The sequence below is a fragment of the Oceanobacillus sojae genome (assembly GCF_900162665.1).
Classification (GTDB): domain Bacteria; phylum Bacillota; class Bacilli; order Bacillales; family Amphibacillaceae; genus Oceanobacillus; species Oceanobacillus sojae_A.
The window spans coordinates 432,337-446,110 of sequence record NZ_LT727813.1; the positions used below are offsets into that span (position 1 = coordinate 432,337).

Consider the following 13,774-nt stretch of genomic DNA (forward strand, 5'->3'; position numbering starts at 1 on the left):
CTATCACACCCTTATCTTTCTATTTAACAAATGATTACTAAGGAAAACCGATATGATGGAAAGAACAATTGCAATGGCAAATTGCATCCACAAAAGCTCATTATCATAAAAATAATCCTTCATGATTACCTGCAAAATATATGGTGAGAACACCAGAATTAATGCTCCGATTCCATAAAAAGCAGCCATAAATACACCGCGGAAACGATAACTGCGTTCAATTAAAATCATGGTGAACAATAAAATAACAAAGGCTATACCAAAACCGTAATTAATAATAAAATCAATAAAATTCTCCGGAAGCAGGAATCTCAAATAATATAAGCTTCTAACCATGCCCTGGGTGGTTAAATCCAACCGGTAATCAACTGGAATAATCAGCTTTAATATGACTTGCAATACAGGCAGAACAGCTACCTGAAAAGCAACTAATCCAAATACTAACATCAGGATTGTTACCCCTTTTGAGAAAAATAACTGGATACGCTTCACCGGCAGCATCAGCAGACGGTAAATAAAGGTATTCTTTCCCAGCCAATCCCGATACCAAATAAATAAAATGTAAATAAATATAGTCACTGCAGCAATAACTATAGGCAGGCTAAACATAAAGCTGGACAATATATTTACCATCGAAGCATACCCATTGTCCTGAAGGAACTGTTCTTTGGATAATCCGTGCTTAACGATGCTTTCCGTAATTTCAGATTTCACCATAAAAACATAAAATATTACACTGGCAGCCTCTATCAAAAATACAACTGCAAGCAAAGTAATATAAATTGGTAAAAAACGCATAAATTCAAAGTTTACCAGCTTTCCAAAAAGCTTCATCCCTGATATACCTCCCTCATCACATCGATAACGGATTTACCCTCTTCTTCTCTTATCTGCTCCGTCATAAACTCTTTTCTCACAACGCCATCAGCTAATAGAACAGCCTTATCAATTAAATGCTCAATATCACTGATTTCATGTGTGGTTATAATCACACCGCGGTCCTCTACCAGATGGCTGGAAAATACGTCTGCAATCTGCTCCCGGCTGAAGATATCTATTCCAGAGAATGGCTCATCCATTAATATGTAATCTGCATCCATCGCCAGCCCCATTAATAAATTGACCTTCGCTGTATTTCCTTTAGACAATTGCGAAATACGTTCTTCCTCTTTGAGCTTAAAGAATTTTAATATTTCTTTTGCCCGCTCACCATTCCAATTTTGATAAAAATCTTTCATAAATTGAAAAGCATCTTTTATACGCATTTTAGGCAAGAGAGTCATCGCATCCGGAATATATGTTACTTTCTCCATCACTGCCGGAGATAATTTTTCACCATCAATCGTAATCTCTCCTTTTTGATAAGGAGTCAGGCCCATAATAGATTGAAGAATGGTCGTTTTCCCGGCGCCATTAATCCCGATAAGACAAGTAATCTGACCTTTATCCGCTTCAAAAGTAATTCCATTTAAAATGGCTTTTCTTCCATACCTTTTCTCTACACCGGTTAATTTAATCATGCTTCACTTCCTCCTCCCCGCCCAGTTCATTTAATTTTAACTGTACAAGCTCAAAAACCTGTTCTTTTGGAATTTGCAAAGAGGTGATACGATCTACAAACTGATCAATCGCTTCTGTTATTAAGGTTTCACGAATTTCTTTAATACGTTTTGTTTCTTCTGTAACAATACTTGGTTTATTTCCATCCGTATATATCAAGCCTTCCTCCTCCATTTCCTTATAAGCTCGCTGTACGGTATTCGGATTTATTTTTAATTGCTGCGCTAATTCTCTGCGTGAAGGAATTTCTTGACCAGACTTCAATTCTCCAATTGCAATCTGTTCTTTAAAATACCTGATCACCTGAATATACACTGCTTCACGCTTATCAAAATGAATAGCCATCCAATTTCTCACCTCATTCTTCTAGTGCATATATATCTGCTGTATTAATACATTGATACACCTTGTAAGTGTATTATATGTATAATACACAAGAAAGACAACTATTTTCTTTGTTAAATTTAAATTTTTCAATTCACATTAGATTACCTTTTATAATTTAGAGCTAAGGAGGGTTTTAAAATGGAGAAATTACTATTTATTAATAACTCCACTTTCGCACCTGAGAATAAATATCTATATCTTCCTATTCCAGGGTGAACATGTTCTTCATTATCCTGCTTGTATTTTATTAAACCGTCCTTCTATTGAAATGGAGATTGTGTATAGCTCCGCTCCGACCAATCACTCCGCTTTCCATGGGGACGGCTTCAGCTAACTTGAAAAGAAAACCGCTTTTCAAGTGGATCTTCAGCTCGCCCTGTTCCCATAGGAGTCTACGTGGTTGGTCTGCGCTCAGTTAGGCTTCCACAGCGTATGAAAGGAATCATATCCTAATGGAGTTGGATGAAATAATTGCTTTTTACTTAATGAAAAAATCATTTTAGTGTTTCAAATAGTTAATGTGGTAATTGAAACGATGACCCACCACAAAGCATGAATAGCAAATATCGGGAATAGCTTTTATGAACAGAAAGTAATCGTGACGGGACATTTTTATATGCACCACGAGAGATATGTTTTTTACTAATCCAATTTCTATTGGCTCCGTTGTATTAAACAGTATAGAACTCCCTTCTAACGGAGGCGGACCGTTTTGACTCCTGAGGGATTAGCACCATCTGAAGATCCACTTTTGCCAAGTGATCTTCTTGGCAAAAGTTAGCTGAAGAGCGTGCCCCTAGGAAAGCAAAACGGTCCGTCGCAGCGGCGCCTTACACGTTACTTTCTTTCTAGATAGAGTTTATGCTTTGTCAAGAGATAGATGGAAGGAATGATCAACTCCAGTCTCTATGATAAGCTTGTTACTTTTTAAGGAGTGAAAGTTGAGTTAATAATCCCTCTCTCACAAAAACAGCTGATACAAAAGAAATTTCTTTTTCAAACATATATGATAGAATGACTAACAGGATTATGTTAATGGGAAGGAAGAATTTTAGATGAAGCTAGTTACGTGGAACGTCAATGGAATCCGGGCCTGTGTCCGCAAAGGTTTTTTGGATTTCTTTCATGAAATAGATGCGGATTTTTTCTGTTTACAGGAAACAAAGGTGCAGACAGGCCAAATTGAATTGGACTTAGAAGGTTATTATCAATACTGGAATTATGCACAACGAAAAGGATATTCAGGAACAGCCATTTTTACAAAGCATAAACCGCTGCGTGTCTCCTATGGTTTTCAAGAGGGAGAGATAGAGCCGGAAGGAAGAATAATCACATTAGAATATCCTGGATTTTATCTTGTCAATGTCTATACACCAAACTCAAAACGGGATTTAACAAGACTTGAAGATCGTCTGGAATGGGAAGACAGGATGTTTGATTACTTGAAGGAGCTTGATGCTGAAAAGCCTGTCATTTATTGCGGGGATTTAAATGTGGCACATCAGGAAATCGATTTAAAAAATGATAAAACAAACCATGGCAATTCAGGCTTTACGCAAGAGGAACGTGATAAAATGACACGAATTTTAGCTAATGGATTCACAGATACATTACGCTTTTTCTATCCTGAACGTGATGATATTTTCACCTGGTGGTCTTACATGAAAACAATCCGTGAAAGAAATATTGGCTGGCGTATTGATTATTTCATTGTTTCCAGTCAATTGGAAAAAAATTTGAAAAACTTAGAGGTTTATCGATATACTCTTGGCAGTGACCATTGCCCGGTATGCCTGGAAATCAATTTGGAAGAAAATTAAATTCATCCAGACAATGGTTTAATCAAAGATTTTAAAAAACTCGATGTCAAATGCCCGAAACACTTCAGGGATTAAAAAAAGCCCGATAATTAAACCAAACAAAAATACAGTAATAATAGTTAATTTTTTTCGCATTCCCCGTAGCCTCTCTTTCATAAAAGAAGAAAAGGAAGTGTTTAACTGCCTCTTCTTCTTTTGTTCTTCAGAGGATGCTCTCTTCCTCTTTTCAGCTGATATATATGGAAGAAGATCCTCTGTATATTCTTTATTTCTTTTGCAAATAATCAACCATGCCCAGCGCACTTATTTGTAAATCCACATTAATCATCTGATAAACTTCATGCTCGTCATTGATTCCCTGTTCACGGAGCCCGGATTGTACATATTGTAACAAACGTTTCGCAATCTCATCATAGCCATGCCCTTCAGCAACTGCAGCTTCTGCTTCCTTAACAAATACATCCAGCCATAGTTCAGCCTGCTTCAAGGCTTCCTCTACTAAATCAGTTCCACCAAAATGTCCAAAATAGATATAATCCAGCTGTTTTTCGCGGAATCTCTGTATAGACTGCTTCATTGCTGCCGGGTCAAAGTGGTTGGGAGAAGTCGATGGTAAAAAGAAGTTCACTCCATGCGGAAACAATTGTTCATATTGAATTCCTGCAGTGTCTCCCGTAAACATGCCGTTACTTAATGGATCATAGATGCCCAGATGATGTCTGGCGTGCCCGGGCGTGTCCCAAAACTCCAATATCCTCTCTTCCCCAATTTGTAAAATATCTCCCTCTGTTTTTTCCACAATTCTTTCTTCCTCAGCCGGAACAATCGGATCATATAGCTCGGAAAAACGCTCTCCATAAATCGCCCGTGCTCCAGCGGCCAATTTCTTTGGATCAACAAGATGCCTTTTACCTCTTGGATGAACATATAAAACAGCGTTGGGACAAAGAGCTAATAACCGGCCTGCCCCGCCTGCATGGTCTAAATGAACATGTGTCACAATAATATGCTTCACATCAGCTAACGAATATCCCAGCTCTTCTAATCCTTTTTTAATATACGGTACGGCAGGACTTGGACCTGTCTCAATAATGGTAAGTTCGTCCCCTTCAATGATATACGAACCAGTTCTGCCGCTCACACCAAAATCAAACCCATCAATAAGCGAAATACCGTGATGAAGTTTCATCGGCTTTCTGGAATGCAGCTTCATAATAATCCCCCATTTCCACAAAATATTTCTATTTAACATATTCTTATCTTAACATTTTTAAGAAACCCTCCGTATGATTTTGTATTCTAATCATTTCTCGTTCCTCATTTTAAACAAAATAGGAAATTTGAATGATTTTCTTTGCTTGATATTCAACAATAGGGTACATTAGATGGAGAATAAATAATACAATATTTACTGGTACAAAATATAACAGTAAATTGAAAATGGATTAAAAGGATGAAACAAAATGAGTAAAAAAAATGTGGATGATTACCTTCAAGAAGGAATGTATGGAACACGCCTGCCAAATGAAAGCGAGCGGAAAATGTATCTCGGCACATTACGTGAACGCATCGCCTTTGTTTTAACAATTGGAGAGGTTATGTCTAATAAAGGGCTTGCTGAATTAGAGCGCCAATTAAAAAAGCATCCTAAAGCAAAGCTGCTATTGAACGGGAATATTTCATATCAATTTTTAAAAGAAGAAAAGTCACTCGCCGATCGGCTTTCCATTCCTCATACAACTGTAAGTAACCAGGAAAATGATACAGAGATCGGTTTAGTTCTCACATACTCTTATGCTGTGGATATAGAACAGATTTATCTCAAGGATATAGAAGACATATCAACACAGAAAAAAGAAGAGGAAAAAGAAGAGGAAAAAGACAGCGATCCTCCGAAAGGAATCGTTTCAAAGCTCAAAAATTTATTCCATTAATGCTGTTTTTAGATGTATTATAAAAAAGCATATTAGATTAAGAAAGATGCCGGTCACCGGAAATCAGATTATTTATACTGACTCCCGGGTGATCGGCACTTCTTTTCACTTTAAATTCCTTACTATTTCATACTGTATTATTCACCTTTGTCTTCAAAATCAATATTTTTCATTCGGAATGGTGTGATAATCAGTACGACAATCAATGCCAGTCCCATATAACCAATCAGTGAATAGAATTTAGAAACTAAATCTGTAAAGCCGACAAAGCTGAGGATAAAGCCGGCTGCCAAGGTTATCATTAAAATAATATTAAATTTCTTCGTTTCTACTTTTGCAAACCGGGCAACAAATGCAAAGAACATGCTGATGGCTGTATTAAAAATCATTCCAAATAGAACAATTGACATGATCACACCTAAAACTGGCGAAATATTATTTACAATACCCAGCATCGGCATTTCGAAACTCCCAACCTCTTCTACCTTAGCAAAGATTGCATAATAACTCAGTATAATTAGCACACCCAGTCCTATCCCGCCTACCAATCCGCCGATTGCAGCGGTCTTTCTATCCTTTACTGCACTTCCCATAACAATAGACATTGCTGCACCAACAGATGTATTAAAGGTAGCATAGTTCAACCCTGCTACAAACCAATTTGGAAAATTCGGTCCATGACTCTGTGCAGTACTATTTAACACTGCAAGCGATCCATCCGCCGTAACAAAGCTGTAAATGGAAATAAAAATAACAAACAAAATTAAGAACGGCGTAATACTGCTGATGACAGCAACAACTTTATCCACTTTTAACATACCTGTCAGCAGTACCAGTACCGTCATCAATATAGCACCTGCAACATGAGGCAGCCCAAACTGTTGATTAAGATTTGATCCGGCTCCAGCAATCATTACCACACCTACGCCAAATAACGTAAATACAAGCACAGCATCTACAATCACACCAATAAGGTTAAAACGAATGAGCTTTTCAATAAACTTGAAATGACTGATCTTATAAATTACTTCATTATAGGATGATGTCTGTGATCTGCTGCCCAGCCAGACGAGCATCATACCGACATATGCAAAAAGCACTGTGGAAACAAAGGCAGCCAGAATCCCCAATGTCCCGAAGCTGGTAAAATACTGCAGCACTTCTTGTCCCGAAGCAAAGCCAGCGCCTACAATCACACCTATGAATGCGCTTGCAATAACAAAGATTTTCATAATTCTTTTCATGTTTGTCCTCCTATTGTTACCTTTTTCGTCACATAAGTATTAGGTGAAATCTTTCTATGTATATACTAAAATAAAGATAGATATATTTTTTTAGTATACAAAAAGATTGCTTATGCAAAATGATAATTTTTTTAACAATAAAAAGCAAGTATACAAATTATTTATTTTATTCAAAATATTGTAAGCATCGCCTTCATATAAAGGAGTGCATTTCATGAATCGTTCTAAGACAAATAATAATAAAATATTAAATCTTCAACAGCCGTTTTCCGATTTAGATACTCTCGCTGATATGATTAGCGAAGCGTTGGCGTGTCCAATTACGATTGAGGATGCCAATCATCATGTTTTAGCATATAGTAAGCATACTGAAAACATTGATGAAGCGAGGATCGGCACCATTATGAACAGGAAAGTCCCTGATAAGGTAATCAACGGATTATGGAAAAATGGAGCAATGCCCAAACTGATTGATAGTAATCAGCCGGTCATTATACCTGAAATTCAAGAAATTGGGCTGGGGAACCGGATAGCCATTTCCATCTGGAAACAGAATGAAATATTAGGATTTATTTGGGCACATACAGGAGAAAAGGAATATTCTGCAGATGATTTGGAAATCTTAAAAGAAGCTGTCCGGCAAGTGAAAAAATTTATATTGCAGAAGCTGCCCGGCAGAAAAAATACAGAGCAGGCTTACAAAGATTTTTTCTGGCAGCTGTTAACAGCAGACTTTGTCAGCGCAAGTACCATTCAATCCTATGAAAAACAATTCAATATAAAACTTCAGGACGGCCTGGCTATTGTCGTTTTCCATTTTGAAGATGAAATTACACCGCAAATTGAAAAACATGCCTACTACCTTTCTGAAACAGTCATGCAGGTCAATACGATTTTCCGTTTATTTGATGATCAGGATTTCATTCTATTAGTACGCTTGTGGAAAAACGACGACACATCGGATAAGATTTATCAATTCATTAGGCAGCTTCAGGAAAAAATAAGTACACAGCTGCAGCTGACCTCCATGCAGGGCGCTGCAAGTCAAATTTATCATTCGGCTAAAGATATGACACAAGCCTATGAAGAAGCACTCCAGACTATTTCCTTACAGAAGCAATTCCCGGATAAGCTGTCTTCTTGTTTTCTTTATGAAGATTTAGGCATATTTCAGTGGGTAGACATATTAAAGAAGCACCGTCAAAAACGGCATCATACAAATAAATACATCCAACGGCTCCAAAAATATGATGAACGCCAGCAAAGTAATTTATTATACACTTTAGAAGTATATTTGGAGCATGATTCAAACGTACTTCAGACAGCAAAAGCACTGTTTATCCACCCAAACACAATGAATTACCGTTTAAAACGGATTCATGAAATCAGTAAGCTCGATCTGAAAAATCCGCATCAAAAAATAGCGGTTTATTTAGAATTATTAGCTGAAAAGCTGGAATAACAGCAGCGTTTGTGTAAATACACAAACGCTAATGGTCCAATTCATTTATTTTCATAATGTTTTCCCACAAAGAAAGCGTTAACATATTAGTTATAAACAATAAACAAAGGAGCGAGTAAATATGATTATCGGGGTTCCTAAAGAGATAAAAAATAATGAAAACCGTGTTGCCATGACGCCGGCCGGAGTGGTTAACCTTATACAATCCGGGCAAACCATCCTTATTGAAAAGGAAGCTGGTCTTGGCAGCGGCTTTACAGATGATGAATATAAGCAGGCAGGAGCAGAAATTATTACGGAGGCCAAGGAAGTCTGGAATCGCTCTGATATGATTATGAAGGTAAAAGAACCGCTTGAATCAGAGTATCATTATTTCCGGAAAGGATTAGTATTGTTCACTTATCTTCATTTAGCTGCTGACAAGAGATTAACAGAAGAGCTGGTAGAAAAAGAAGTAACAGCTATTGCCTATGAAACCATTGTTGTAGGCAAGTCTCTTCCGCTTCTAACACCAATGAGTGAGGTAGCCGGACGTATGGCTACACAGATCGGCGCACAGTATTTAGAGAAATCAGAAGGCGGAAAAGGGATTTTACTTGGCGGAATTCCCGGAGTTAAACGAGGAAAAGTCACCGTTATCGGTGGTGGTGTCGTTGGTACAAATGCGGCGCGGGTAGCTATCGGTCTTGGAGCGGATGTGACGATTATTGATTTAAACCCGCAGCGCCTCCGCGAGTTAGAAGAAATTTTCGGCGCAAGCATTCAGACATTAATGTCTAATCCATTAAATATCGGGGAAGCCGTGAAAGATTCTGATCTTGTTATTGGTTCCGTGCTAATTCCAGGCAGAAGAGCACCAAAGCTTGTCACAGAAGAAATGATTCAATCCATGCAGCCGGGCAGTGTCATTGTCGACGTGGCAATTGACCAGGGCGGTAACTTTGAAACAGTTGACCATCCGACAACCCATGAAGATCCAATCTATGTGAAGCATGATGTCCTTCATTATGCCGTAGCAAATATTCCCGGAGCTGTTCCGCGTACTGCAACAGTCGGGCTGACAAATGTAACTGTGCCTTATGCCGTTAATATTGCGAAACAAGGTGTAGAAAAAGCTATTCAAAACAGTGCACCTATTGCCAGCGGCGTGAATGTAATGCATGGTCATGTAACAAATGAGGCTGTTGCAAACGACTTAAATTATGAATATGTTCCTGTAAAAGATACTTTATGAGGTATGAAATAAAATCTAAAAAGTCATCACTCCCAATAAAAGAGCTGATGGCTTTTTAGCGTACCAGTATATTTGATAGAAGCCTTTCTAATCGTCATTTTCATACCATTCTGTTACACTTATCCTATACAGAACGGAGGGATTATTTTGCGTTTACAGAATCAAAAAGTTATCGCACTTGTCGATCATGATTTTGAAGATTTGGAACTATGGTACCCTGTTCACCGTCTGCGTGAGGAAGGCGCTCAAGTAGATTTAGTCGGACAGGCTCCCAATCAAAAATATATTGGAAAATACGGTGTTCCTGCTGAGTCTGACTATGCTTTTTCAGAGGTTAACCCCGAAGATTATGATGCCATTCTGGTTCCAGGAGGCTGGGCTCCGGATAAGCTTCGCCGTTTCCCTGAAGTTATCCGCTTTGTTCAGCATATGAATGAGCATAAAAAACCTATCGGTCAAATTTGTCACGCCGGCTGGGTATTAATATCAGCAAATATTTTAGAAGGCAAGACCGTAACCAGCACACCGGGAATTAAAGATGATATGACCAATGCCGGTGCAACATGGGTTAATGAGCCGGTTGTTTCAGACGGACATCTTGTTTCAAGCAGAAGACCCCCTGATTTACCGGATTATTTACGTGAATTAATCAAAGTAATGGAAGAATACAGCCGTTAAAATTCACTTAAGGGAGTTTTTAAATGAAAATTGTTTCTATAGAACCAACACCCAGCCCACATTCTATGAAAATCAATGTGAGTGAGACTTTACCCCCTGGCGAGACGTATAATTATAGTGACAAGGACGATTTAGCTCAAGCACCGAAATATGTGCAGGAGCTTTTTGCTCTGGAAGGGGTTAAGAATATCTATCGTGTGATTGATTTTATCGCCTTGGCACGAAATCCAAAAACACCTTGGGAGGAGCTCCTTCCCCAGGTACGACATGTTTTGGGAGCGGATGAAGCATTTGACCAGACAAATGAATTATCCGATGCTGCTCAGAAACCGTCCGAGGCGTTTGGAGAGATTCATGTTTTCATTCAGATGTTTTTAGGAATTCCCATGCAGATAAAGCTGGAAGAGGGAGACATAGAGAAACGTTTCGGATTGCCGGAACGCTTTTCCAACGCTGTAATGGAGGCTTCTCCTGCATCTGAAAATATCATGATGGATCGTAAATGGGAGGAGCAGCTTCCTCGCTATGGAAATTTAGATGAGATCGGGCTTGATGTTGTGGAAGAGTTAAAAGCAAGCTACGATCAGAATCGTCTGGATACACTTGTGAAAATGGCCTTGCAAACAGATGAAAGTGCGGACAGCGCAACAAGCTATTATCAGCATGTGCCAATTGAAAAACTGGATAATCCCGATTGGCGTGAACGCTATGCTGCACTGGACCGTTTAGATCCGACATTGGACGATCTTGCCCTTTTGGAAAAAGCGGTCCACGATGAAAAAGCATCTATCCGCAGGCTGGCAACAGCTTATTTAGGAATGCTGGAGGTTAAAGCTGCGCTGCCATTGCTATATGAAGCTTTAGCTGATAAAGCAGTAAATGTACGGAGAACTGCCGGAGATTGTATTTCAGACTTAGGCTTTACAGAGGCTATTCCTTATATGATTGAAACATTAAAGGATAAGAGCCGGATTGTCCGCTGGCGTGGAGCAATGTTCTTATATGAGGCTGGAGACGCCTCCGCTGTCCCTGCCCTTCGAGAAGCTGCTGATGATGAACCGGAATTTGAGGTTCGTATGCAAATGAATTTAGCTCTGGAACGTATTCAGGGGGGCGAGCAGGCTAAGGGGTCCGTTTGGCATCAAATGACACAAGCTGTAAAATCAAAAAGGGACATATCTACAAACTAATATAAGCTAATTCAGAGGCTCCTGCTCTGAATTAGCTTTTCCCATTAATCTATAGGAGAGCGAAACAGAAAATATATTCTGCCAGCCCTGCATATTATTAATATGAATTGGTTCCTGTACAAAATACATGCTTTCTTCGAGTTGATTTGGAAATGTATTTATACCTTGTCAGACTTGGATATCCGTTTAAAAACATATATTTTCCATTTCAATTTCTTTACGTATTGAAAGCGTTTTCTTATAATAATAGTATTGGAGTACTTGAAGGAGGACTTTACGAATGGATACACGAGAAGGTACTTTACTTTTTGAACCAGATAAAGCACAGGTGGAACAGGCAAATATCACTTCTTACCGGACCTGGTTGCAAGAATATAAACAAATTCAAACAAAAGATTATCATACTTTATGGAAATGGTCTGTGGAGGATTTCGATACATTTTGGGAATCCATTTGGGAATATTTTAAAATTCAGTCGCATCAGCCTTATCAAACCGTCCGTTCAGGCAATCAGATTATTGGAACAAATTGGTTTCCTGAAGCAACCATCAACTATACAGAGCATGTATTCCGGAATAAATCACTAAACAGTCCGGCCATTATTCATACATCTGAAAACCGGGAGCGACAGGAAGTTTCCTGGGAAAAACTCTACCAGGATACTGCTGCGCTTCAACAGACATTGAAAAAGCAAGGTATCCAAAAAGGAGACCGCGTTGTCTGCTATGCACCTAATATTTATGAAACTGTTGTTGCTTTCCTGGCAGCCGCGAGTATAGGAGCTGTCTGGTCCAGTGCTTCTCCTGATTTCGGAACCCAAAGTGTGATGGAGCGTTTTCAGCAGATAGAACCTAAAGCAATGATTACTGTGGATGGCTATTCTTATAATGGGAAGAAGTTTCATAGATTAGATATCGTCAAAGAGCTGCAGTCTGCCCTTCCTTCCTTAAAAACGACGATAACCATTCCCTATCTGAACAAGCAGGCAGACTTTAGTGCATGCGTTCATCCAATTTCCTGGAATGATGCAACGTCCTCCAAGGAAAAGCTGGAAATGACTTATACACCAGTTGCCTTTAACGATCCGCTTTGGGTATTGTATTCCTCGGGAACAACCGGGAAACCAAAGCCGATTGTGCACAGTCAGGGCGGCATTTTATTGGAGCATTTAAAGGCGGTCCACCTGCATATGAATTTGAGTCAGGGCTCCCGCTTCTTCTGGTTTACAACAACCGGATGGATGATGTGGAATTTCCTTGTCGGCGGATTACTGACCGGAGCCACGATTATTCTTTATGACGGCAGTCCGGCATATCCGGATAAACAGGTTTTATGGCGGCTGGCAGAGCAGACAAAAATGAATGTATTTGGCACCAGCGCCAGCTTTATAACTGCCTGCATGAATGAAAATCTGACGCCGGGGAAAGATTTTGATTTATCCCATTTGAAAAATATCAGTTCAACAGGTTCACCACTTTCTCCAGAAGGATTTGAGTGGTGCTACACACATGTAAAGGATGATATTTGGTTATCGTCTGTAAGCGGCGGCACAGATGTATGTACAGCATTTTTATTAGGTTCACCTACTCTGCCGGTATATGCTGGTGAAATTCAATGTGCTGGCCTGGGTGCTAAAATAGAAAGCTTTGACGTAGACGGCAACGCTTTAACAAATGAAATTGGAGAGCTTGTCTTAACTGCCCCATTTCCAAGTATGCCGATTTATTTCTGGAATGACGAATCTGGCTTGCGGATGTATCATAGTTATTTTGATACTTTTTCGGGAATCTGGTGTCATGGAGACTATATAAAATTAACAGATAGAAATACAGCTATTATTTACGGAAGGTCTGATGCTACCATTAACCGGGGCGGTATCCGGATTGGCACGAGTGAGATTTACCGTGCCACAGATCATATTACAGCAATTGAGGACAGTTTAATGGTTGACCTGCCTCAAGGAAATGGAAATTCCATTACGCCCTTATTTGTTGTTATCAAAGAAGGAGAAGAGCTGACCGAAAATCTTAAACAGGAAATTAATCAGCAGCTGCGGACACATTGCTCGCCAAGACATGTACCAACACATATTTATAAGGTGAAAGAGCTTCCTAAAACGCTAAATGGCAAGAAGGTTGAAATTCCTATTAAAAAAATCCTGATGGGGCAGGATGCAGTAACAGTGATTAATAAAGGCTCTCTGATTAATCCTGAAAGCCTCGATTATTTTATTGACCTGGCTAAAAGAATATAAAAAATGCTGAT

Annotated in this window: 12 protein-coding genes; 7 read left to right on the forward strand and 5 right to left on the reverse strand. The window is 39.1% G+C overall.

Translation table 11 applies throughout. From position 1 onward, the window contains the following. Positions 1–3: 3 nt before the first annotated feature. Genes BN1068_RS19465 through BN1068_RS19475 form a run of 3 tightly spaced genes read right to left on the reverse strand, consistent with a single transcriptional unit; the run spans position 4 to position 1,905 of the window. Complete coding sequence (locus BN1068_RS19465; protein ID WP_077604490.1) at positions 4–834, reverse strand: hypothetical protein; 831 nt, start codon at positions 832–834, stop codon at positions 4–6. Continuing rightward, positions 831–1,520, reverse strand: coding sequence for an ATP-binding cassette domain-containing protein (locus BN1068_RS19470; protein WP_077604491.1), 690 nt, complete (start codon positions 1,518–1,520; stop codon positions 831–833). Before BN1068_RS19470 ends, BN1068_RS19465 begins: the two co-directional genes overlap by 4 nt. Further along, positions 1,513–1,905, reverse strand: a complete 393-nt coding sequence (locus tag BN1068_RS19475) for a GntR family transcriptional regulator (RefSeq protein WP_077604492.1) — start codon at positions 1,903–1,905, stop codon at positions 1,513–1,515. Before BN1068_RS19475 ends, BN1068_RS19470 begins: the two co-directional genes overlap by 8 nt. 1,097 nt (positions 1,906–3,002) lie before the next feature. Here BN1068_RS19475 and BN1068_RS19480 point away from each other — a divergent pair. Then, a complete protein-coding gene (locus BN1068_RS19480; protein WP_077604493.1) occupies positions 3,003–3,767 on the forward strand; it encodes an exodeoxyribonuclease III in 765 nt (254 codons plus the stop codon). Positions 3,768–4,032: 265 nt separating this feature from the next. Here the strand turns inward: BN1068_RS19480 and BN1068_RS19490 are convergent, their stop codons facing one another. Then, positions 4,033–4,974 carry an MBL fold metallo-hydrolase gene (locus BN1068_RS19490; protein ID WP_077605172.1) on the reverse strand — a complete coding sequence of 314 codons (942 nt, stop codon included), beginning with the start codon at positions 4,972–4,974 and terminating at the stop codon, positions 4,033–4,035. Between the two features lie 256 nt (positions 4,975–5,230). Here BN1068_RS19490 and BN1068_RS19495 point away from each other — a divergent pair, with 256 nt between their 5' ends. Further along, positions 5,231–5,701: a YueI family protein gene (locus tag BN1068_RS19495; RefSeq protein WP_077604495.1), complete on the forward strand. Its 471-nt coding sequence runs from the start codon at positions 5,231–5,233 to the stop codon at positions 5,699–5,701. A 137-nt stretch (positions 5,702–5,838) separates the two neighbouring features. Here BN1068_RS19495 and BN1068_RS19500 read toward each other — a convergent pair whose 3' ends face one another. After that, positions 5,839–6,936, reverse strand: a complete 1,098-nt coding sequence (locus BN1068_RS19500; RefSeq protein WP_397334282.1) for a YkvI family membrane protein — start codon at positions 6,934–6,936, stop codon at positions 5,839–5,841. Positions 6,937–7,159: 223 nt separating this feature from the next. Here BN1068_RS19500 and BN1068_RS19505 point away from each other — a divergent pair, with 223 nt between their 5' ends. The 5 genes from BN1068_RS19505 (at position 7,160) to BN1068_RS19525 (ending at position 13,763) form a co-directional block, all read left to right on the forward strand. Further along, on the forward strand, positions 7,160–8,407 hold the full coding sequence (locus tag BN1068_RS19505; protein WP_077604497.1) for a helix-turn-helix domain-containing protein: 1,248 nt from the start codon (positions 7,160–7,162) through the stop codon (positions 8,405–8,407). A 121-nt stretch (positions 8,408–8,528) separates the two neighbouring features. After that, positions 8,529–9,641: an alanine dehydrogenase gene (gene ald / locus BN1068_RS19510; protein WP_077604498.1), complete on the forward strand. Its 1,113-nt coding sequence runs from the start codon at positions 8,529–8,531 to the stop codon at positions 9,639–9,641. Between the two features lie 147 nt (positions 9,642–9,788). Beyond that, entirely contained in the window at positions 9,789–10,319 is a 531-nt protein-coding gene (locus tag BN1068_RS19515) for a type 1 glutamine amidotransferase domain-containing protein (protein WP_077604499.1), read from the forward strand. A gap of 23 nt (positions 10,320–10,342) precedes the next feature. Further along, positions 10,343–11,509, forward strand: a complete 1,167-nt coding sequence (locus tag BN1068_RS19520) for a conserved virulence factor C family protein (RefSeq protein ID WP_077604500.1) — start codon at positions 10,343–10,345, stop codon at positions 11,507–11,509. 280 nt (positions 11,510–11,789) lie between these two features. Then, entirely contained in the window at positions 11,790–13,763 is a 1,974-nt protein-coding gene (locus BN1068_RS19525) for an acetoacetate--CoA ligase (protein ID WP_077604501.1), read from the forward strand. The last annotated feature ends 11 nt before the right edge of the window (positions 13,764–13,774 follow it).